Genomic DNA, 22,004 nt, shown 5'->3' with positions numbered 1-22,004 from the left:
TATTAAACTGTTTTATATATTACAATATCCAACTATTTTATAGTCTTCTGGTATTTTATAATCTTTGTCTGGAGTGCCTAAATTCCATTTTAACTCAAACATAGTTGCACTTATTATTGTTGCAAAATAAAGCATAACTATACCAACATCTATTTTTTCTTCATACAAATTAGTATGACCATCTTTTCTAACTGCTAAAACTACAACTCCTCCATCAACTATAAATCTCCATGGTTGTCTATTTAATGTAGATGGAGCTAATCTTGCATAATGGAATGCATCAAGAAGCGCTCTCTCTTCTAATATATTTGTATTTGCATTATTTCCCCACTCATCCATATAAACTACTTCTTCTACACCTAAACGAGAAGAACTATTGTCTGAAACAACTTGCATATCAGATTTTGAATAATTATCACCAGTCTTTGTAGCATTTAGTACTTTAGTATTGCTTGCATTTTCTCCATATCCAATGGCAATAATTCCTGTTACCTCTTTGTCTGAGTCAATTCCAAGTTTATCTAATACCTTTTTACTATCCTCAAAAGTAACCCAACAAGAACCTATTCCAAGGTCTGTTACCTTAAAAATTATATTTTCTCCTATGTATCCTGAATTTTCGATGTAATTATCTTTTACTTCAGATAATATTATAATATAACTTGGAGCATCTATCATGTTTCCTTTATATCCTGCTATTTTATCTAAATTGTCAAAAACTTCACTTCTATTCATTACTCTTATATCAACGTCTATCTCTGGAACTAGTTTCTTACAAGATTCTGAGTATTTCTTAATCTCACTAAGATACTCTTTTTTAATATCTGTCTTTTTATATTCTCTAACAGACTTTCTATTTAATATGATTGTTTTATAATTCATAATTTTATCCTCCCCAAACTAGTATATTATTAATTATATACCCATTAATGTGATATTTTACGCATTTGCTTAATAAATAATAATTACAATTTTGTAATTATTATTTATTAATAATATTCCACTTTTACATTCATAATGACCAGTTGTGCAAAATCCATTGCCAACCTTCAAATAAAAACATATTATAAAGATAATATAAAATAAACAAACAAATCTTAACAAAAAATTAAACTTTTTTTACACGAAAGAAGGCTTCCCGTTGCCTTCTTTATTTTTTATAAAAAAATAGACTGCTTCTAAAATGATTTTACATTTTTGAAACAGCCAAAGTATTTTATAATGACAACTATATTTGAGGATGTGAGGGAGAGTTGCCATTATAAATTTAGGGTAATTATATTATGTTTTAAGCTAGTTCTTTCTATATTTCTATAATACATTACATATATGAATTTTATATGATATTTGTATAAACAACATATGAAATTATATATTTTAATTATATTAAATCTTATTATTACATCTACTGCAACAATACTCATAGGTCTCTACATTATTTGGAATATTTACAAATACAAATTCTTTACAGTTGTCGCAATACTTTAATATAGATATAGTTCCACAAGTGTAACATTCAAATGTCACACACTCCTCACACTCTTCTATTACTTCAAATTTTTTACTATGTTCACCACACTCTGGGCACTTGCGATTATTTACATTCATAAATACTCCTCCTTATTAGTATAGTTAAAAACATGTCAAAAACTTAATCAAATGTATTTTATATTACTTATTATATATTCTATAATAAATCATATTCCTAGATAATAAAACAAATTAAATAAAAAAAAACCATAAATTTTAAATTTATGGATTAATTCTTGTAATGATAACTCTATTTGAGGATGTGAGGGAGGGTTATCATTACAATAGGGTATTATATTATGGTTTTTAAGCTAGTCTTTCTATACTCTATATAATACATCTGTTATATGAATTTTATATGATTTTTACATAAATATTTTATGAAGTTTAAATTTTTTGACTAATTTTGTATCTGTAAAAAGTTCTCTAAAAATCCATAACATCATAAAAATCCAACATTTAAGTAAAACATCATAAAAAAATTTGTTCAATAATCTTAACAAGTTACATCACCTCATTAACGATTATTAACACAAAACTAAACAATCAATCATAAATTATTCCTAAAACTTAATTTTGATAATTATTGATATACAATCTCTTGATTATCAATCTTATTTTGCATTTCTAATAAAATTTCTTCAACTGAATTGTCAAATATATTGCCTAAATAGACTCTTTTTTCTTTTTGAATGGAATAAGATTTTACACTGCCATCAGAAGAAATATATACATGGCTCCATTCTGCACCATATTTTGAAAATCTTTCTCTTATATCTTTAAACCTCATATCTTCTATTTTTATTGCTCTTCCTCTAGCTCCCCTTACTACTGTATGCCCTCTTTTTATCAAACTAGTTATTTTTATATCTTCTTTTAATTTAACATGTATGTTATCATTCTCTGAATATACATTCCATATTACTTTATGACGATAATCATCTAATTCTCTTATCAAACTTCTTTCAATAGTAAAACTATCTTTAGTTACTATAATTAAATCAAAATGGTCTAACATATATTGAAATACTTCTTTCATATCTTTGTTTTTTAGAATACCTTCACCAATAACTTCTATAAACCTACACCCTTTTTCATACATACACTTTAATAAACTTATAACTTCAGAAAAATATTGAACCCTATTGTCATTACCATCTATCTCTATTGTAAAGTATAAAGGTGTAAGATATACTTTATTTCCTGTTATCTCAAAAACACTTGATAATGTTTGTTCCTCATCTTCAAAGGTTAAATATTCATTATCATAAAACATAAAAAATTCCATAACCTTATCTCTCATGTCAGGGATATTTCTATATCTGTTGGATAATATATCTAATATATCTTTAGTAGTATTTTTCCCATCACATTCTGCTAGTACAACAACTTGCTTCCAACTTAAACTATCCACACTTCCTATACTTTTTTCATATCCATTTGCCTCATCATAAATAGGTCCAATTATGATATTTTCTTTTGGCCACATATGAACTCTAGTTCCATCTTTTAATTTCGGATATTTGTTTTTTACAGATTCATAAAATCTAATTATATCACCCATGATTTTTAACTACCCCCTATATTTTAAATATTACATGCTAAAAATAACAATTTATTTACATTAATTAAATAATTATTAAAAATTAATAATTGTATCTATTTAATAGGGTTTTACACCAATTTTATATATATGTCATTGATGTTTATATACACAAAAAACCTTATTAATTAGACTTTAATGTAATTCTTACTACTTCTGGTTTACAATTAAGTCTAATGAGAACTTTTGAACCTCCTAAGCCTTTATTTAAAACCATAGTGCTACTACCTTTTTCATATTTTCCCCAATCATACTTAGGAAAAAACTCTCTATTTGGAGATAGTACACCTCCAATAAAAGGTATTCTTATTATACCACCATGAACATGACCAGCCAGAACTAAATCAGCTCCCCATTTTACATATTTTTCAAAGAAAAATGGTGTATGAGCTAAAAGTATATTATACTCATTTTCGTTTATTTTACCTAACTTATCTTGTACAAAACTGTCACGCAATTCTAACTTTTTATTATTAGCAAAAAAATATGGATAGCATTCCAATGGTATGATTAAACCATATAGATTAATATAACTATCTCCTTTATATATTCTTACAGATTCATTTTCCATATTTATTATTTTTTTTGAATACAATTCCTTAAAATAATCCCTATATAGATGTTTGTATTTTTTTATTAAAGATTTTTGTTCATGATTTCCAATTATATGGTACACTTCATATTTTTTTACTAAATTATCAATTAAATCTAATGCAATTTGAAAATTTTTATTTTCTCCATCAACTAAGTCTCCTGTTATAAATATAACATCTGGATTTAAGGATTCAATTTTATCTATCAATGTTTTATTATTATTTTTATCAAATACCTTATTATGTAAATCACTTACTTGAACTATTTTAAAATCATTAAATTCTTTTGAAATTTTTTCATTAAATATGGTATATTCTGTTGTTTCTATATGTTGAGTCTCATACTTATACAGAATATATAAGATTGCTAATACTAATACTGTCAATATAACTTTCATAATCATATATTCTTCCTTTTTATTATATTTTATTAATATTATTATAATGCTTTTATGTTTATTTTAAAACAATAATGTTAGTACATGCATACAAATCTTTTCGACATTATAAAAATAAGTTATCCATTTTGGTAATAAATATTTATTCCCAAAATAGATAACTATAAAATTATCTATAAACTTCTATATTATGAAATACAGTTCTTCCGTTATTTAAATTTTTATATAAATGTTCTAGTGTTCCATCAAATCTAATTGAATGTCCAGACTCTAAAATATAAGTTTTTCCATCTACATTAAGTTCAAGTTTACCTTCTATTACAAGTACATACTCTTCCAGAACATGACTATGTGTAGATGAAACATGAGTACAATTTGCTTCAAGCTCAATTATAAAAAGTTCAAACCTCCTTTGAGGGCTAAAAGGATATATAGGATACAACTTCATATTGCCTTGTTGTTCAATAATAGGTTCTACATCCTCTTTTTTTATAACCTCATAAGTGTTTGTATTTTCATTTAACAGTGTCGTAAAGTTTATTTTGAATCCAGATGAAATTTTCCATAAGGTAGATACAGTGGGGCTAGATTCACCTCTTTCAATCTGCCCCAGCATTGCTTTACTAACTCCTGTCATCTTTGAAGCTTTATCTAAACTTATACCCATATCTTGTCTTAATAACCTTAAGTTTTCTCCTACATTAGGAAATTTATTATCCATGTTAAAATCCTCCTGATAGCCTATTTGTATTCTATGATTTTTACTCCTGTAAGCTCTACTATCTCTTTTAATTTTAACATATGGCTATTGCAAATTTCATCAAATTCATACATATAATCTTCAAGCCCTAATGCTTTATATTTATCAAGTCCAAATTTATGATATGGAAGTAATTCCATCTTTCCACCTAAAACATTTTGCTTTACAAATAATGCAGTGTTTCTTATATTTTCTTCACTATCATTCACTCCAGAAATAATTGGTACTCTTATAACCATAGATTTGTTTAATTTTGAAAGTCTACATATATTTTCTAATATTATCTCGTTACTTACTCCTGTATATGCTCTGTGAACATTATCATCCATAGATTTTATATCTACAAATATATGGTCTATTTTTTCAAAGACATCCTTCACTTTATCCCACTCAAAATATCCACAAGTCTCAATTGCTATGTTTATACCTTTATTATAAAAAGCATCAACTAATTCTCTTAAAAATTCAATTTGAAGTGTGGGTTCTCCTCCAGAAAAAGTTACTCCTCCGTTAGACTCAAAGAAAAATATAAAATCTTTTTCAACTTCCTTTACAATCTCTTCAACAGTCATTTCTTCAGTCATTATACAGATAGCATCATTAAGACATGTTTTAACACATTTTCCACACAAATCACACTTATCATTTATTTGACTTCTGTCAAATAATGAACTTATATTTTGAGGACAAACATCTGTACACCTATTACAAGATATACACTTATCCTTCATGACTCCTAGCTTTACTATATTGCTCCATGAATCTGGATTAGAACACCACTTACATTTTAATTTGCATCCTTCTAAAAATATAGTAGTCCTTATTCCATCACCATCATTTACTGAAAAATGTTGTACCTTTACAACTTTACCTTTTTTACTCATAATCTACCTCATAATTAAAATTTACTGTGTGAGTTTCTGGCTATTATAGCATCTTGCATCTCTCTTGATAAATTAACAAATTGAGTACTATATCCAGCAACTCTAACTAATAAATCTTTATATTCTTCTGGATTTTCTTGAGCTTTTAATAAGACATCATTTGATATTGTATTAAATTGTACGTGGAATCCACCTAGTGCAAAATATGATTTTACCATAGAAGTTAGATTTCTAAGCCCTCTTTCTGTTTCAACCAAATCTTGATTAAATCTCAAATTTAGAAGTGTTCCTCCAGTGTGAACATCATGATTTATTTTTGATGCAGATTTCATAGCTGCCAATGGACTTGTTGTATCAGTTCCAACAAATGGAGAAACTCCTTCTGTCAAAGGTTTTGTAGCTTTTCTTCCACATGGAGTTGCACCTACTATTTTTCCAGTTGGAACATAGTTTGATATACCCATAAATGCACTATTAAATTTAGAACCAAAAATATCCTTATATTTTCTAGTTTCACTGTAATAAAAATCAGAAACTTCAATAGCCAATGAATCTACATAATCATTGTCATTTCCATATTTAGGAACATCTAAGGCAAGTTTTCTTAATTCTTCATAGCCTTCCCAGTCATTATTTAATGCTTTTGTTAACTCTTCTAATGTAGTCACCTTATCTTCAAATACTAATTTTTTTATAGCTGCCAATGAGTTTGAAACTACACCTAGACCTATGCCTGTTAAAACAGGTCCTATATTGTATTTTGCCCCACCTTTACTTAAATCAATACCTTTATCCAAACAACCATCTACACAGGTAGATAAAAATGGTCTTGGTACTATTTCTTTATGAATTTGTTGAGCAACAGTAGTTCCTATAACAGAATTCTTGATAAGATATGCTAGTTGCTTTAAAAACTCTTCTTTAACTTCTTCAAAAGATGCAAATTCATTGATATTTTTTACATCTAACCCCATTTTTTCTCCAGTTAATCTACTCTTCCCTTCATTCATAGCATATTCTAGTGCTGCTGCAAAATTAATATTTACTGCTGAAGTCCATTGACCTGTCTTTCTAAAGTGAGGAACTACACAACCACAATTGCTCCAATCTCTTGCATCTTCTGCATCATATCCATCTTGAAGTAACATTTGTGCCCCTGCACTATCACTGTGTATAGCAGGAAAACCAGTACCTTGTTTTACTAATTTCGCAACTGCCATAACAAAATCATCTGGTGCTCCCTGACTTATTCTAACACTTAAACCTGGTTGATGAGTTTTTACACTTTCTGTTGCCTTTAAACACATATATGAAATATCATTCGTTCCATCAGTTCCATTTCTCTTTTTGCCACCAACAGTAAGGTTTTGAAATTGGTTGTATCCTGCAAAATAATTTGCTGTATTTGCTGATATTGTCCATACCCACTCTGATAGCTTAATCCATAGAGCCTCTATCAACTCTTGAGCCTCTGATTTAGTTATATTTCCTTTTTTAGTATCTTTTTCATAATATGGATACATATATTGGTCAAATCTACCTAAGTTCAATGCTAATGGATTTTCAGATAAAACACCACCTAATTGCACAAACCATACAAATTGTATCGCTTCATAAAAACTAGTTGGAGGATTTGCTGGTACATTCTCACATACTTCTGATATTTTTATAAGTTCTAACTTTCTTTTTGAATCTTTCTCTGATTCACTCATTTCTTTTGCAAGTTTTGAATATCTATTTGCCAATGTCATGATACCATCTGCAACAATAGAAATAGACTTATAGAAATCTATTTTTTCAATATTTTCTGAAATTGATATATCTAATTCTTTTATCTTCTTATCTGCTTCTTTCTTTATCCCCTTATATCCTTTTACAAATAGTATATCTTGATAATCTGGAGTTACTTCCCCTACTGCCTGTCTCCACTTAGAATCATTATCTATTATTCCTGTATCTACCAATATCTTAGCTGTATCTTCTGGAATTCTTGCTAAAAAAACTTCTTCCAAAGATTTACCCTTCCAATATGGAAATATCTCTTTTCTTATAAATTCTATTTGCTCTTTTGATATGACATATGGGTCTTGAGTTCTTTCATCAAAAGTATCCATTTCCTTATCTACCCATTGCCAAGAAAATTCTGGTGTTAATATACCTGTTCTTCTAAATTTACCAGCTGTACCTACAATTAATTCATTCTCAAATATTTTTATAGGAAGTTCTTTGCATGCATCTAAAAAGGCTTTCGCTCTTCTTATACATATGGCTTCTCCCTCAGTCTTTTTATGTGATTCTGTAAAAATTCTAGCCCTTTCACAACATATCATAGGTTTAGAATTAACGTATTCTTGTCTAAATGCTTCTATTCTATCAGTTTGACTCATTTAAAATCCCCCTTTGGATAATATATATTAACTTTTGTATGTTATAACATACTTTAATTATATTATACTGTCCTTTAACATAAAATGGCAACCACAAATAATATATTTTTTAATAAAAAACATTACTAAAGATAAATATGAATTTTATTTTATAATTTATTTCTAACCTGTCATAATTTATTTATTACATTAATGACTTGAAATATCAAATTCATATTCTAAACTCAATTTTAGTACTTTAGTAGATTTTTTAACTTTGTTAACTTCAACATGTATATCATTCATATAGGGAAGTTCTACAGAGCCTACACCTTCATTAAATATTTTTATAACTTTATTTGAAAAATCTTTCTCAGTTAAATCAGTATTAGTTAATGACTTAAATATGTTGTACATAAATTTAATATATTTATCACTTTCAGCTAACTTTTTATTCTCAGGATATTCTTTAGCACAGAGAATATCTACTACTGATTTTCCTTTTTTGTTATCTTCAGACATAGAGTAAAATAAACTTCTAATATCTTTTTCAGGTGGCTTTTCAAATCCATTTATAGAAACTACAAAACTTCCATCTGAATTTGAATTAACTACCTTATAACCACTATCCATTATAGCCTTTGAAAATTTTTGAGATAAATCTTTTTTAACTTCTTCCAATCCTTCTACAGTACTAGCTTTTTTTGAGTAATCCTCAAATAATTTAATAGAGTCATTTTTTTTAGCTTCAATTGAGTTGTTTGATGAATTTTCACTAGCTTGCTCTGAGTTATTTAAATCTTCATTGGATACAGTTGTTGTGCATCCTACCATTAAGCTTGAACTTATACTTAAAATTACTATCATAGCTAAAATATATTTTTTCGCCTTCATATATATTTTCCTCCATTGTATTTCTACTTTTCAAGTTTTTATTAATTACATCCTGTATTACAATATCTTGTATTTTTATTATTTTTATGGTTAGTTTTTCAATATATATCACCTTTCTTTGTAACTAATTCTTATAATTAAGATTAGTAAAATTATAAATTTCTTTATGCTTAAAAATAAGGATGTTATCTTTTATTATTAAAAAGATAACATCCTTATTTTTAAGTATCAATATAGATGACCCAACTAGTAACTTAATCGACCCAACTGTCAGCATCTTGATTCAATGGTATGCATATATTTAGTATAAATTTGTCTTTCTGATTTTCAAATAATAATTCTCCATTATACTCTTGTAAAGATGATTTAATACTTTGAATTCCTATTCCATGTACAAATTTATCCATCTTATCTGTTAACAGTATATTTTTATTAGAAATAATATTATTTGCTTTACTATTCTCACATTTAAGTACAAAAAATGATTTTGTTATAGTTCCTTTAATTCTAATATATCTATCAATATTTTCATCTGATATTTTCTCACATGCTTCTATTGCATTATCTAAAATATTGGCAAATATGCTTGACACATCTATGGGTTTTATAAAATCAACTTTTGAAAAGTTTATGTCACAAATAAATTTAATTCCCTTTTTTGCAGATATTTCACTCTTCTCATTGATTATAATGTCTAATATCATGTTTCCTGTATTATAAATAGATTTGAACTCTCTAATTTCATCTTTTAAATTATTTATATATTCATTAATTTCTTTGCCATCATTTTTAAGATTATCTATACAGCAAATATGATTGTTTATGTCATGATAAAGCTTCTTAACCCTCATATGAGATTCTTGAATACTTAAATAATGAGCATATTGCATATCTAACTTATTTTTTATTAATTCATTCTGAGATTTTAATTTATTATCTTTTATTATTTGCCTAAACAATAATATAAGAACAATGGTGCTAGCTCCTATTATCTTTGGATTTACAAAATTCTCAAAATAATATGGTTCTGAATGTAACCATCTAAACCGTTCTAATATTCTTGATATATAGACTCCAATTATATTCATGGTGTTAGCCATTAGAGCAAATAACAAATATACATAATTCCTTTTATCTTGGCTAAGCAATTTAAATCGATTATACAGAAAACTAAGTATCATATATACAAATATAATAAGTAGGTTACTGTATATGTAAACCTTTATATTATCAGAATCAGATGCCAAAAGCCACTCTTTAGATGAAACAAAATTACCTGTAACTACAAAAAATAAAATTCTATCTACAACATCTTTAAAACAATCATAATAAATATTAAATAGGAAAAAGAAAATTATAAATTTAAGATATCCTATGTTGTAAAAATAATTATAATATATCGCCCATACAATAAATACTACAACATCAATCAAATAGTACATATTATTAATATAATTTTCTTCTATATTAAATAATCTAGTTATTTTAACTATAATATAAATTAATCCCAATAAAGTATAAAATACTATTTGTTTGTCTTTTTTATTATCTTCTTTATAAATTAATATCCTTTTCAGAATAATAAATCGTACACATATAGATACAATTAATAATAAATCAGACATAAAATTTAACATATTGTATCACCAAGAAATTTCAAAAATTTTTCCTTAACCTCTTTATATCTATATCTACTAATAGGTACTTCTTCTCCACTTTCTAAAATAGCAATATTGGGCTTTATATTTTCTACATAACTTAGATTAACTATAAAGCTTTTATGACATCTTACAAATTTATCTAGTTTTAAATCTTTTTCTATTTTTCCTAGACTATACTTTACTCCAAAACCCTTATTTATTGTGTGTATTAACATATCTTTTTTTTGAATTTCTATATATTTTATTTCATTTAAATAAATCTTGTATGTATTAGACTTGTTCTTTATTACAATGTAATTACTTTTATTTGTTTCAATATCTTTAATACAAGTTAATATATGTTTTTTTAATTCTTCTAATTCTATGGGTTTTAACAAATATCTATAAGCTCTTACTTCATATCCTTCTTGCACATAATCTATTAAGGAGGTTATAAATATTATCTCCATTTTATTATCTACTTCTCTAATCTTTCTTGCAGTATCCATTCCATTCATTTGCTCCATTAGTATATCAAGAAGAAGTATATCTATATCTTTTAAACTCACTTTGAGTAAATCTTCTCCAGAACTATATTTTTGTATTTCATATTCTACATTAATAATTTTTAATATATTATAAAGATATTCTTCTATTAAACATTGTGTTTCTTTTTCATCTTCACAAATTGCTATCCTAATCATAAGTTCCTGCTACTCAAAATATGGTCAAATATATCCATATAGAGATTTTTCCTTCTTCACTGAACCTCTCCTTACCTAAGCGACTACGATTTTGTATAGTTCTCCAAAGGCTTAAATTCCGAAGTTAGCTCTCCGTACATATATAAGCACTCTTGAACCACGTGTGTGCGAATCAATTTGATTTTAAGCTAGCTTATATTTTTTAGTATTTTTAAGATTAATACTTGCATTTAAATCCCTATCTATAGATAATCCACATTCACATTTGTAAACTCTATCTTTGAGTTTTAAGTTTCTTTTAATCTCTCCACACTTACTACAAGTCTTTGATGATGGATAAAATCTATCTGCAACTCTAAGTTCTATGCAATTATCCTTACATTTAGATGTTAGTTTGGTTCTAAATCCATAGAGTTTTTGACTCACAATAGCTTTTGATAAATGCTTATTTTTCATCAAGTTAGAAACAGCTAAATCTTCAATTACTATATAAGATGGCTTGTTTTTCGCTATCTCGCTTATAGTTTTATTTATATAATCAGTTCTTATATTAGCTAATCTTTGATGAAGTTTTTGTACTTTGACTACTTGTTTTTGAATATTTTGACTAGTAGCTCTCCCTTCTTCTATTTTATTTCTTATTTTTAAACTTTCATATTTCCTTGAAAGTTTTATCAGTTCTCTTTTTAACTTCTTTTCAACTTCCTCATCCTCTCTAATCTTTTTCTTGTATTTTCTTAATCCATATATTCGACAACTAATCATCTATTATCATTCCTTTAGCACTAGCATTACTGTCTGAGAAATTCAACCTGGTTTTTAAATCATCTTTTTGATTAGAAGTTGAAACCCTTGTATAAATGTTTATAGTGTTTACTCATACAATCACACTTTTCTGTGATTGTATTATACTATATTTGATTATATTTAAATATATTTTTATTTTCTAATTACAACGCCTTATACACTTTCTTATTACACACTATTGAAATTTTTTAATTGATATATTTAAATGTGATTTTAAATATCCGATACCTTAGAATAACATTTTTAAATTATTCTTATCAATACTCAAGATTTAAATAAAATCTAAAAGGTTATAACTGATACAAATATATATAAAGAATAACATTTATTGATAAAAAAAGTGTCTCAAAGTCATTTTGAGACACTCTCCATCTTTATTTAGTTAATTTTTTAATCCTTAAGTAATACATTATTCTTCTATATAATTGTACCAAATACAAAATTAATAACATAATTTGCAATGCGATAGTACAAATATCTACTCCATAACCATTAAATAAATTTCTTATTTCAGTGAACAATAAATATATAAAAATAACTACTAAAATAGTAAATAAAAATACATTCATGAATAAAATTGATTTTACTTTATCTTTTTTATCCAAATCACTATATAATTTAGGAGGTACATCTTCATATATTTTACTCCATACATACCATGAAGATGTACCTATAAAACTACCAATGCTTCTAAATATAAGATTCCACCCTCTATACTTATGTTTATTAAAATAATCTTCCTCAGCATCATAATAATAATCAATGGCATATTTTATTTTTCTTGGAGTTCCTTTATAAAAATAAAATATTCCTCCAAATTTACTTATCTTATATAAGTTATATCCTTGTTCTTCCATATCTTCTAACCATTCTTCTATCCTATCAGGTGAACTATACCAATCAAATTTAAACTTCATTTTCTTTTCCATAAAATTCACCTCCAAAATGATATTTTTGACATATGATAATCTGTCTTAATAATTATATCATTTTGATATTAATTTTAGGTTACAATTGGATATCTAAAAATCTATTTAAATAGCAATAAACTAATAGCCATAACAACCATTCCTGCAATTAATCCGTAAATTGATAGATGATGCTCACCATATTCTCTAGCTGATGGTAATAGTTCATCAAGTGATATAAATACCATAATACCTCCCACAAGAGCAAACACAATTCCAAGTGTAGTGTCATTTAGAAAATTTCTAAGAAGTGCATACCCAATAATAGCCCCTAAAGGTTCTGACATTCCAGATAAAAAAGAATAATAGAAAGCTTTCTTTTTATCTCCTGTAGCGTAATACACTGGTACAGATACAGATATTCCTTCTGGTATATTGTGTATAGCTATTGCTATAGCTATTGGTATCGCTATTGTAGCATCATCAAGCGCCGATATAAATGTAGCTAACCCTTCTGGAAAATTATGAATTGCTATAGCCATTGCTGTAAATATCCCAGTTCTTAAGAGAGATTTATTTTTTTGTATATTTTTTTCATCCAAATTTTCCATTTTCTTTATCTCATGAGGATTTTCTTCTTGAGGAATTAACTTATCAATAATTGCAATGATAGCCATTCCTGCAAAAAAAGCTATTACAGTTGACCAGCTTCCTAATTTTTCTCCCATAGACTTTGTTAGAGCTTCTTGTGCCTTAGGAAATATTTCTATCATAGATACATAAATCATAACACCAGCAGAAAATCCTAAACTTACAGAAAGAAATTTAGTATTAGTCTTTTTAGCAAAAAACGCTATACAACTTCCTATTCCAGTAGACAAACCTGCAAACAAAGTTATTAAAAACGCAAACATTATATTACTCAATTAAATCACCTTCTTATTAATTGATATTGATTATCATTTTCTTTTATAATATCATATCTTTTTTTTATAGTCAATATTTATAGTAATTATAGACAATAAAAAAGCAGAGTATAAACTTAATCTCTGCTTTTTCTTTATAGTATATTAAATTTATTTATTTAAAAAGTCTACTGCATATTGAACATATAAGGCAGTTCCAATCTCTAAAGCATCCTCATCTATATTAAAACACCCATGATGATGAGGATAACAAGCTCCTTTAGCTTCATTTCTAGCCCCTACAAATGCCAATGCACCAGGTGCAATATTCATAAACTCAGCAAAATCCTCTGCTCCTGTTACTTTTTCAAATAGTGCTATACTTTCTTTTCCAAATAGCTTAATTACTGCTTCTGTAGCTATCTTTGAACATTCCCTGTCATTTATAACAGCTGGTGTTAAATATCCATACTCTAACTCAGCCTCTGCTCTATATGCTTCTGCTGTAGATTTTGCTATACGTTCTAAAATCGTAGGAATTTGTTTTCTAAGTTCTGGATTAAATAATCTTATTGTACCTTCTAGAACAGCTTCACTTGCTATTACATTAAATCTTGTTCCAGAATTTAAAATTCCAACACTTACAACTAGCGGCTCTAAAGGACTGACTTCTCTACTAACCATGGATTGTAAGTTCATAACTAATGCAGAACTTGCAAGTACCGCATCAACACCTTGATGAGGAAGTGAACCATGACCACCCTTACCTTTTACAGTAATTTTGAAGAAATCAGCAGAAGCCATTCTTGGACCTTCTTCAACTGACACAGTCCCACACTCTACATCACTCCAAAGATGAATTCCAAATACACCATCTACACCTTCCATAGCGCCATCTTTAATCATAGCTCTTGCACCTTTACCTACTTCTTCTCCTGGTTGAAAAAATAATTTCACAGTTCCATTAATATCATCTTTAATATCATTCAAAACCTTAGCTGCTCCTAAAAGCATTGATGTGTGACCATCATGTGCACAAGCATGCATAAGCCCCTCATTTTTTGATTTGTATTCTACTTCTGTACACTCAACAACTTGAAGTGCATCCATATCTCCTCTAAGTGCTACAGTTTTTCCTGGATTATTTCCTTTTATAGTTGCGACTACACCTGTCCCTCCAGATGATACATATGGTACTCCTATTTTATCAAGTTCTTCTTTAATTCTCTTTGATGTTCTAAATTCTTCCATACTTTTTTCAGGATTTTCATGAAATTCCCTTCTAAGTTTGATTACATAATCTTTATATCCATTTGTTATTTCTTTAATATTCATTCCAGACCTCCAAGTGTAACATATTCTTCTTATTTTTTAAATGCCTTATTTATTAATTAAAGTTTATATAAGATTTACAAAAATACCTGCTATTACTACAGAAGCTATTGTTACTGTAGTAAATCCACCAACAAGCATCTTTGGAAGCATTTTATCCATCAGAAATTCTTTTTCTTCTGGAGTTTCAGCTAGAGCCTTTACTGCTTCTTCAGTTAATATATAATTTGGTGGGAAACCATAAAGTGCTGTAAGTGAAACTGAAAACGCCATTTCCTTACTTTCACCCAAAAATTTACCTACTATAATAGAGAATATTCCCATACCTATTACACCAAATATTATAATTCCTACAAGAGGAACAGCCATTTCAGCAAGCATTGCTGGTGTAGCTTTTGCTAATCCTGCAAATATAAAAGCCATCAATGATGTCATTAACCATCCAAATGAACCAGATTTATTAAGTGGCTTTCTGTCAACTATTCCAAGTTCTGATGCTATTACACCAAATATTAAACAGATAACATATCTTGATACAACTTCATTTGTAAGATTTGTAAATTGTACTGCTAACCATGCTACAAGTCCTAATCTAAGTATTATCATATATGTTGTGTCGTACTTTTCAGGTAAATCTGGAATTATCTTAAACTTACTCTTTTGTTCAGGTACTTTTTCAGTTTCTTCTTCAGCTTTAGTTACAGTTACTTTTCCACTTCTAAAATCTGATAAAAGTCTTTTTCCTTCTTTTTTAAGCATCAATGCTGTGATAGGATAACCTGCAAATCCTTGTGCCACATACATTAAAATCGCTAAAACTGCCAAACTCGCAAGACCTTTTGCTGTAGCCGCATCTGCCATCATTATAGATGCAACTAATCCTCCTGTAAGAGGAGGTGTAGCGATTACAGCTGTATCCCATCCAAACACTAGAGTTCCTAATGCCAAAGCTCCTACACATATTCCTACTATTCCTGCTAACGCTATTACAATTGTTTTCCATTGACCTGCTAGCTCTTTAATACTCATCATAGTTCCCATATGAGTTATTAATAAAAGCATGCCTAATTGTGCTAATGGTGTCCCTAAAGCTGCTAAATCCACGATATTTTCTGGGAAAAAAGTCCAAAATCCTACTATAAATATAATTGCTGATACAAAAACTGATGGAACAAAAGCTTTAGTTTTTGCTGAAACTACATCTCCTATCGTCAGTGATACTAAAACTAGACAAAAAGCTGTTATTGCCTCCATACAAAATCCCCCCTCATAAATAAATATATTTGTATACAATGTATGTATAGTTATCCATTATTTTACTACTTTTGAAAAACATTTCAAGTCAAAATTCGATTTTTTTCATAAAATTCTATAAATTCTATAAATTAAAGTTAGTTTTCTAAATTATTCTTTTTGTAAAAACGTTATCCTGTAAATTGGCTATTTAACACTACTTTTATAAATAGAATTAAATATAATTTGCAAAAAATAAAACATAGAATACATTTTTCATAAAACATCTCATTAATATAAAATGAATTTGCTTTATGAATCTTAATATATTCTATGTTTATAAATTTAATGTATATGTTAGTTATTGTGTAATCTACTATATACTCCATTTTTATTTACTAACTCTTCATGAGTACCTCTTTCTTCAATTCCTTTATCTGTCAGTACTATGATTTCATCAGCATTTTTTATAGTAGTCAACCTATGTGCAACAACTAAATTTGTTCTATCTTTACTTAACTCTTCTAAGGACTCTTGAATTTCTCTTTCTGTTACATTATCTAAAGCGGAAGTAGCTTCATCCAATATTATTATTGGAGGATTCTTTAAAAAGATTCTTGAGATTGAAATTCTTTGTTTTTGTCCCCCAGATAATTTTACTCCTCTTTCTCCTATATAAGTATCATATCCATCTGGCAAAGTTTCTACGAAATCGTGTATTCTAGCTTTTTTTGCAGCCTCAATCATCTCTTCATCTGTAGCACTAGGATTTCCACAAAGAATATTATCTCTTATAGTTCCTGTAAATAAAAATACATCTTGTTGAACTATACCTATATTTTTTCGCAAAGATTTTAAACTTACATCCCTGATACTTTTTCCATCAATTTTTATATCACCTTTATCAAACTCATAAAATCTTGGCAATAAATTACACAATGTAGTCTTTCCTCCACCAGAAGGACCTACTAAAGCTATAGTTTTACCAGCTTCTATAGATAAACTTAGATTATCTAATACTTGGGTATCATCTTCATATGTAAAAGATATATTTTCTATCTCGATGTTACCTTTTACATGTTCAAGTTCAACAGGATTTTTAGCTTCTTTTTGATGGTCCTGTTCCATTATCTCTATGAATCTTTTAAAACCTGTCATACCATTTTGATATTGTTCTGTAAAGTTTATCAATTTCTTCATAGGTTGTATAAACATCTTTACATATAATATATATGCAGCAAAATCACCTAAAGTAATTTTCCCAAGATAAGTAAAGTATCCACCAGCTATAACAACTACCCATTCCAAAATATCCATATATAAATTCATACCAGAATAATATTCTGCCATTACTTTATAAGAATCTTGTCGTGCTCTCCTAAATAATTTATTACTTCTTACAAACTTATTTAATTCTTCTTTTTCAGTACAAAAAGACTTAGTTACTTTCATTCCAGCTATGCTATTTTCTAAAGTTGCATTTACATCACCTATAGTAACTCTACTTTTCATAAAGGCTATATTCATCTTATCTTTTTTTGTTATAGCAAACCAAATTATAAATGGCAATATAGCAAAAATTATAAGAGTAAGAGGAATATTTATATCTATAAGTATAAAGAATGAACCAACTAACATTACTATAGAAATGAATAAATCTTCAGGACCATGATGTGCAAGTTCTGTTATATCCATTAAATCATTTACTATTCTAGACATAGTTACACCAGATTTATTATTATCAAAATAAGTATTTGGAAGCCTCTGTAAGTGTGTAAATACCTCATTTCTCATATCAGCTTGCATATCTACACCAATGACATGTCCCCAATATTGCATAAAATAATTAAGCCCTGCTTTTGCTATAAATATAAGTATAAGTACAACTGCAAAAACTACTAGCATTCTTAAATTTTTATTTGGAACAATGTCATCCATTATATTTCTAGTTATCATAGGATAAACTAAATCGCATAAAGAAAATAAGAACGCAGCTATAAGGTCTAATGTAAAGATTTTCTTATATGGTTTATAATATTTGACAAATTGTTTTATCATAAGTTTTAAATCCTCCTTTATCAATACGTCTAAAAAATACCCTTAAATTAGTATAACATAACACTAATTTTAAATCTTTTATAAAATTGCAATTCAAAAGAATATGTTTCATAAAATTGAATACTTATTTTATATAATCATATATTTAAAATACACCTAAAAAGAGCCATATCTATGTAAATAAAATTTTACAAGATACAACTCTATATTTAGTACTAAATATTTTTTATAACTGTAAACTCAAAAACTTATTTTAAAGCATCCAATATTTTCTTATCTAATGCAGCAGTATTTATACCTGTTATGTATGCTGTTGCTTTTATTGCAGGTATATCATAAGTTGTTGGCAATATAGTAGTAGATACTATCAAATCAGCACCTTCTTGTTTTGTTGCACATTCAGCAATTTTACATTGTATAACTTCTGCTTGTATGTTATTTTCTTTAACCAATCTTTCTACTTTGTCGCAAACTACTGTTGATGTTGCAATTCCTGCTCCACATGCTACTAATATTTTTTTCATATTATCCTCCTACGATTTCTATAATATTTTATAATTCAAAATACGATTTTTATAATTAAATAAATTTCTCATATCTTTGTTTATATATAAATAATTATACCATTTTATATCAAAATAATATCTTAAAATTATTCTTTTAATATGTTTTTTATTTCACTATCATTTAATTTTAAAGTATTATTTTTTATACAATATTCTATGTACTTTGATACATTTTTATAGTCATTCAAACTAAACTGCTTAATATTTAAATCATATTCTATGTCACTTATAATACCTATCAAATCAGATTTATTTGATAAAATATCCTTATACTTATCCTTTCTAGTTACCTCTAATCTTTTAAATCTATAATTTTTATATCCTTCTATAATAATCAAGTCCATATCTTCATAAAACTTAATCATTTTATATAGTGGATTTTTATCTTTTAACTCTTCAATATATGCTAACCTCTTATTTGATATTATACAAACTTTCCTCGCACCTGATTTTCTATGTTTATAAGTATCTTTCCCTTCCTCATCTATCTCAAAATCATGGCATGTGTGTTTGATAACTCCAACATTATACCCTTCTTTACTTAATTCTCTTACTATACCTTCAATCAACGTAGTTTTACCTACTCCTGAATAAGAGACAATTGATAATACATTATACATAAAACCATATCCCCTTCATAAAACTATATAACAACAACATCTACTAATTGATTTTCTTTTATTATTTCTCTCTTTTTTATCTTAATCATGCAATTGCTTCTCAATGTTGCAGATAATCTAGCCTTGGCATCTTTTTTATCATTTAATGTAACATATAATTTACCTTCATCTGTATATAATTTTCCACTTACAAATCTATCGTTATTTGAGACTTTGTTAAATTCTCCTTTAAATATAGCTTTTATATAATGATTGCTGTCCTTATATGTTAAATACTCAATCACAGGAACAACTACATTATCAAATACCACAATTGCCGCATGTGGATTGCCAGAAAGCCCAAACAATATTTTTTCTCCCAATGTAGCTACATAACAAGCTCCTCCAGGTTTAATATTTATCTTCCAAAACAATTCTTTTGCTCCTATGTTTCTAAATACATCTGGTATTAAATCTTTATCTCCAACAGATACACCACCTGTAGTAATTAAAAAATCTACAGTTTCTAGCATATCCTTTACTTTTTTTTCTAACTCCTGTATATCATCAGTACAATTACATATTGTATCTGCTTGTATTCCAAGCTTTAAAAGCTTTGAATATAATGTATATCTATTGCTATCATATATTTTGCCATCCTCCAAAGTTTCATTTATATCTTGTAATTCTGTTCCTGTATTTAAAATACCAACTTTTAAATCATCATATACAGTTAATTTAGATATTCCAAGACTCGCTAATACTCCTATACCATCATACCCTATATTTTGATTTTTACTAATAATTAATTGACCTTTTTTTATATCCTCACCTTTAAATATATAATTGTCATATTCCTTTAGTTTTATATTTAAAGTTATCATGTCTTCTCTAGTTGTCACATCTTCTTTCTTTACTACACAGTTTGCTCCCTTTGGAATTTTTCCACCAGTCATTATCTTCACTGCTTCATTTTTATTTAATATACCATCAAACACTTCTCCTGCATATAATGTTCCTATAACCTTTAAATTTTTATTTTCAGAATTTGCATCATATGCATAACCATCATATGGTGACCTGTCAAATGGAGGACTATCAATTGTTGAATATATATCTTCTGCAACTACTTTATTTACTGCTTCTATAAGATTAACTCTCTTAATCCTACTTATTGGTATAACATTTTCTTCAATAATTTTTATGGCATCTGCTAATCCTATCATTTTAAATACACCCCAATATATTTTTTATTTAAAAACATCCTTAATGTAGTATAATTGTAAATTGCAATAAATCATTTTAGCTTATATTTAATTATAACTAATTGTTATCTATAATTGCAGTTTAAATTTAATAAATCTTATAAAATTATCATTAATTGTATTAATTTCAATTTTATACATTTTATAAAAAAAAACTGCTTCAAGTTAGAAATTTACTTCTACCTTAAAACAGACTTGTATGCTTTAAAATTCATTATTCTAATAAAGCTCCTTTTATTATTTTTACAACTTTATCACTCTCAATAGTTTTTATAGACTTTATTTTATTATCTACTATACTTATTGTAAGTATTTCTTTGTCTAATAATTTATTATCTTCTTTTAATCTATAACTCTTCACTACCCTATTTCCTTCATGGTTATATGCTGTTAAATTATAATTGGCATTACCCACGATTTCATTTATCCTAGATTCTTCAACTCCAATATACTCTCCCAAGTCAATGTTTTTATATTCCTCCAAGGATACAGCTGATTTTTCATTATCATTTGTTTCAATCATAATACCATAACTTTCATCTATAGCTGTTATACTTTGTGATGAAAAGGAATTTGTTTCAACATTAACAACTTTATTTTTATTAATGTTAATGTATAAAGCACTTCCATCTAATTCATTGTTTCCAGTATATTTAGGGTAAACTAATGTCATATAACTTGATGTATTTATATCTTGCATTGTATTTGATTTTTTTAAATTCTTATTTTTTATATAATAAATTGTGTTATAAGGTATTCCCATATTTTTTATAACATATTTATAATCTTTATCCATCATTTCATTAACATCATTTTGAACTTTTGTCATAGTTTTTTGCTGTGTTGCTTTACTTGCTACTTGATTTTTCTCTTTAGTAGTTTCTTTATGACATCCAACAAGTACAATCCCTAAAATAGTTACACAAACTAATGACCTTTTTAACTTCATAAATCAATCC

General features: G+C 27.2%; 20 protein-coding genes. All 20 read right to left on the bottom strand.

Annotated features, from left to right (window positions below; all coding sequences use genetic code 11):
• Nucleotides 1-12: 12 nt before the first annotated feature.
• Nucleotides 13-882, bottom strand: coding sequence for a nitroreductase family protein (locus IC174_RS03485; protein ID WP_227434057.1), 870 nt, complete (start codon nt 880-882; stop codon nt 13-15).
• A gap of 504 nt (nt 883-1,386) precedes the next feature.
• Nucleotides 1,387-1,608 (bottom strand): hypothetical protein, encoded by a 222-nt coding sequence (locus IC174_RS03480; protein ID WP_227482178.1) that lies wholly within the window; start codon nt 1,606-1,608, stop codon nt 1,387-1,389.
• A gap of 505 nt (nt 1,609-2,113) precedes the next feature.
• A complete protein-coding gene (locus IC174_RS03475; RefSeq protein ID WP_227482177.1) occupies nt 2,114-3,094 on the bottom strand; it encodes an SPASM domain-containing protein in 981 nt (326 codons plus the stop codon).
• A 163-nt stretch (nt 3,095-3,257) separates the two neighbouring features.
• Nucleotides 3,258-4,130, bottom strand: a complete 873-nt coding sequence (locus IC174_RS03470) for a metallophosphoesterase (RefSeq protein WP_227482176.1) — start codon at nt 4,128-4,130, stop codon at nt 3,258-3,260.
• A gap of 163 nt (nt 4,131-4,293) precedes the next feature.
• Nucleotides 4,294-4,845 carry a helix-turn-helix domain-containing protein gene (locus IC174_RS03465; protein ID WP_227434053.1) on the bottom strand — a complete coding sequence of 184 codons (552 nt, stop codon included), beginning with the start codon at nt 4,843-4,845 and terminating at the stop codon, nt 4,294-4,296.
• 20 nt (nt 4,846-4,865) lie between these two features.
• Entirely contained in the window at nt 4,866-5,768 is a 903-nt protein-coding gene (locus tag IC174_RS03460) for a glycyl-radical enzyme activating protein (protein ID WP_227434052.1), read from the bottom strand.
• 14 nt (nt 5,769-5,782) lie between these two features.
• Complete coding sequence (locus IC174_RS03455) at nt 5,783-8,155, bottom strand: glycyl radical protein (protein WP_227434051.1); 2,373 nt, start codon at nt 8,153-8,155, stop codon at nt 5,783-5,785.
• 189 nt (nt 8,156-8,344) lie between these two features.
• On the bottom strand, nt 8,345-9,028 hold the full coding sequence (locus IC174_RS03450) for a hypothetical protein (RefSeq protein ID WP_227482175.1): 684 nt from the start codon (nt 9,026-9,028) through the stop codon (nt 8,345-8,347).
• A 254-nt stretch (nt 9,029-9,282) separates the two neighbouring features.
• The gene (locus IC174_RS03445; RefSeq protein WP_227482174.1) at nt 9,283-10,665 is read right to left on the bottom strand and encodes a sensor histidine kinase; all 1,383 of its coding nucleotides are present in this window, start codon (nt 10,663-10,665) and stop codon (nt 9,283-9,285) included.
• A complete protein-coding gene (locus IC174_RS03440; protein ID WP_227434048.1) occupies nt 10,659-11,372 on the bottom strand; it encodes a LytR/AlgR family response regulator transcription factor in 714 nt (237 codons plus the stop codon). The genes IC174_RS03445 and IC174_RS03440 overlap by 7 nt, the downstream gene beginning before the upstream one ends.
• Nucleotides 11,373-11,555: 183 nt before the next feature.
• On the bottom strand, nt 11,556-12,137 hold the full coding sequence (locus IC174_RS03435; RefSeq protein WP_413927176.1) for an RNA-guided endonuclease InsQ/TnpB family protein: 582 nt from the start codon (nt 12,135-12,137) through the stop codon (nt 11,556-11,558).
• A gap of 416 nt (nt 12,138-12,553) precedes the next feature.
• The gene (locus tag IC174_RS03430) at nt 12,554-13,108 is read right to left on the bottom strand and encodes a DUF2812 domain-containing protein (RefSeq protein WP_227482173.1); all 555 of its coding nucleotides are present in this window, start codon (nt 13,106-13,108) and stop codon (nt 12,554-12,556) included.
• 101 nt (nt 13,109-13,209) lie between these two features.
• Nucleotides 13,210-14,001, bottom strand: coding sequence for a zinc transporter ZupT (gene zupT / locus IC174_RS03425; RefSeq protein WP_413927182.1), 792 nt, complete (start codon nt 13,999-14,001; stop codon nt 13,210-13,212).
• Nucleotides 14,002-14,163: 162 nt separating this feature from the next.
• Nucleotides 14,164-15,327 carry a M20 family metallopeptidase gene (locus IC174_RS03420; RefSeq protein ID WP_227434045.1) on the bottom strand — a complete coding sequence of 388 codons (1,164 nt, stop codon included), beginning with the start codon at nt 15,325-15,327 and terminating at the stop codon, nt 14,164-14,166.
• A 63-nt stretch (nt 15,328-15,390) separates the two neighbouring features.
• Nucleotides 15,391-16,578: a hypothetical protein gene (locus IC174_RS03415; protein ID WP_227434044.1), complete on the bottom strand. Its 1,188-nt coding sequence runs from the start codon at nt 16,576-16,578 to the stop codon at nt 15,391-15,393.
• Between the two features lie 336 nt (nt 16,579-16,914).
• Nucleotides 16,915-18,615: an ABC transporter ATP-binding protein gene (locus IC174_RS03410; RefSeq protein WP_227434043.1), complete on the bottom strand. Its 1,701-nt coding sequence runs from the start codon at nt 18,613-18,615 to the stop codon at nt 16,915-16,917.
• Nucleotides 18,616-18,863: 248 nt separating this feature from the next.
• Nucleotides 18,864-19,139, bottom strand: coding sequence for a PTS sugar transporter subunit IIB (locus IC174_RS03405; protein WP_227434042.1), 276 nt, complete (start codon nt 19,137-19,139; stop codon nt 18,864-18,866).
• A gap of 128 nt (nt 19,140-19,267) precedes the next feature.
• Complete coding sequence (mobB, locus tag IC174_RS03400; protein ID WP_227434041.1) at nt 19,268-19,801, bottom strand: molybdopterin-guanine dinucleotide biosynthesis protein B; 534 nt, start codon at nt 19,799-19,801, stop codon at nt 19,268-19,270.
• A gap of 23 nt (nt 19,802-19,824) precedes the next feature.
• On the bottom strand, nt 19,825-21,006 hold the full coding sequence (locus IC174_RS03395) for a molybdopterin molybdotransferase MoeA (RefSeq protein WP_227434040.1): 1,182 nt from the start codon (nt 21,004-21,006) through the stop codon (nt 19,825-19,827).
• Between the two features lie 253 nt (nt 21,007-21,259).
• Nucleotides 21,260-21,994 carry a hypothetical protein gene (locus IC174_RS03390; protein WP_227434039.1) on the bottom strand — a complete coding sequence of 245 codons (735 nt, stop codon included), beginning with the start codon at nt 21,992-21,994 and terminating at the stop codon, nt 21,260-21,262.
• Between the last annotated feature and the right edge of the window lie 10 nt (nt 21,995-22,004).

It is taken from the genome of Clostridioides sp. ES-S-0001-03, from assembly GCF_020676075.1.
In the GTDB taxonomy this organism is placed as follows: domain Bacteria; phylum Bacillota; class Clostridia; order Peptostreptococcales; family Peptostreptococcaceae; genus Clostridioides.
The sequence above is the reverse complement of the archived record's forward strand: the minus strand, read 5'-3'. Positions and strand labels throughout refer to the sequence as shown.

Bases quoted from the DNA above. Each gene is read 5' to 3' on its own strand.
- IC174_RS03485 (WP_227434057.1), bottom strand. From the start codon at position 882: ATGAATTATAAAACAATCATATTAAATAGAAAGTCTGTTAGAGAATAT.
- IC174_RS03480 (WP_227482178.1), bottom strand. From the start codon at position 1,608: ATGAATGTAAATAATCGCAAGTGCCCAGAGTGTGGTGAACATAGTAAA.
- IC174_RS03475 (WP_227482177.1), bottom strand. From the start codon at position 3,094: ATGGGTGATATAATTAGATTTTATGAATCTGTAAAAAACAAATATCCG.
- IC174_RS03470 (WP_227482176.1), bottom strand. From the start codon at position 4,130: ATGATTATGAAAGTTATATTGACAGTATTAGTATTAGCAATCTTATAT.
- IC174_RS03465 (WP_227434053.1), bottom strand. From the start codon at position 4,845: ATGGATAATAAATTTCCTAATGTAGGAGAAAACTTAAGGTTATTAAGA.
- IC174_RS03460 (WP_227434052.1), bottom strand. From the start codon at position 5,768: ATGAGTAAAAAAGGTAAAGTTGTAAAGGTACAACATTTTTCAGTAAAT.
- IC174_RS03455 (WP_227434051.1), bottom strand. From the start codon at position 8,155: ATGAGTCAAACTGATAGAATAGAAGCATTTAGACAAGAATACGTTAAT.
- IC174_RS03450 (WP_227482175.1), bottom strand. From the start codon at position 9,028: ATGAAGGCGAAAAAATATATTTTAGCTATGATAGTAATTTTAAGTATA.
- IC174_RS03445 (WP_227482174.1), bottom strand. From the start codon at position 10,665: ATGTTAAATTTTATGTCTGATTTATTATTAATTGTATCTATATGTGTA.
- IC174_RS03440 (WP_227434048.1), bottom strand. From the start codon at position 11,372: ATGATTAGGATAGCAATTTGTGAAGATGAAAAAGAAACACAATGTTTA.
- IC174_RS03435 (WP_413927176.1), bottom strand. From the start codon at position 12,137: ATGATTAGTTGTCGAATATATGGATTAAGAAAATACAAGAAAAAGATT.
- IC174_RS03430 (WP_227482173.1), bottom strand. From the start codon at position 13,108: ATGGAAAAGAAAATGAAGTTTAAATTTGATTGGTATAGTTCACCTGAT.
- zupT (WP_413927182.1), bottom strand. From the start codon at position 14,001: ATGTTTGCGTTTTTAATAACTTTGTTTGCAGGTTTGTCTACTGGAATA.
- IC174_RS03420 (WP_227434045.1), bottom strand. From the start codon at position 15,327: ATGAATATTAAAGAAATAACAAATGGATATAAAGATTATGTAATCAAA.
- IC174_RS03415 (WP_227434044.1), bottom strand. From the start codon at position 16,578: ATGGAGGCAATAACAGCTTTTTGTCTAGTTTTAGTATCACTGACGATA.
- IC174_RS03410 (WP_227434043.1), bottom strand. From the start codon at position 18,615: ATGATAAAACAATTTGTCAAATATTATAAACCATATAAGAAAATCTTT.
- IC174_RS03405 (WP_227434042.1), bottom strand. From the start codon at position 19,139: ATGAAAAAAATATTAGTAGCATGTGGAGCAGGAATTGCAACATCAACA.
- mobB (WP_227434041.1), bottom strand. From the start codon at position 19,801: ATGTATAATGTATTATCAATTGTCTCTTATTCAGGAGTAGGTAAAACT.
- IC174_RS03395 (WP_227434040.1), bottom strand. From the start codon at position 21,006: ATGATAGGATTAGCAGATGCCATAAAAATTATTGAAGAAAATGTTATA.
- IC174_RS03390 (WP_227434039.1), bottom strand. From the start codon at position 21,994: ATGAAGTTAAAAAGGTCATTAGTTTGTGTAACTATTTTAGGGATTGTA.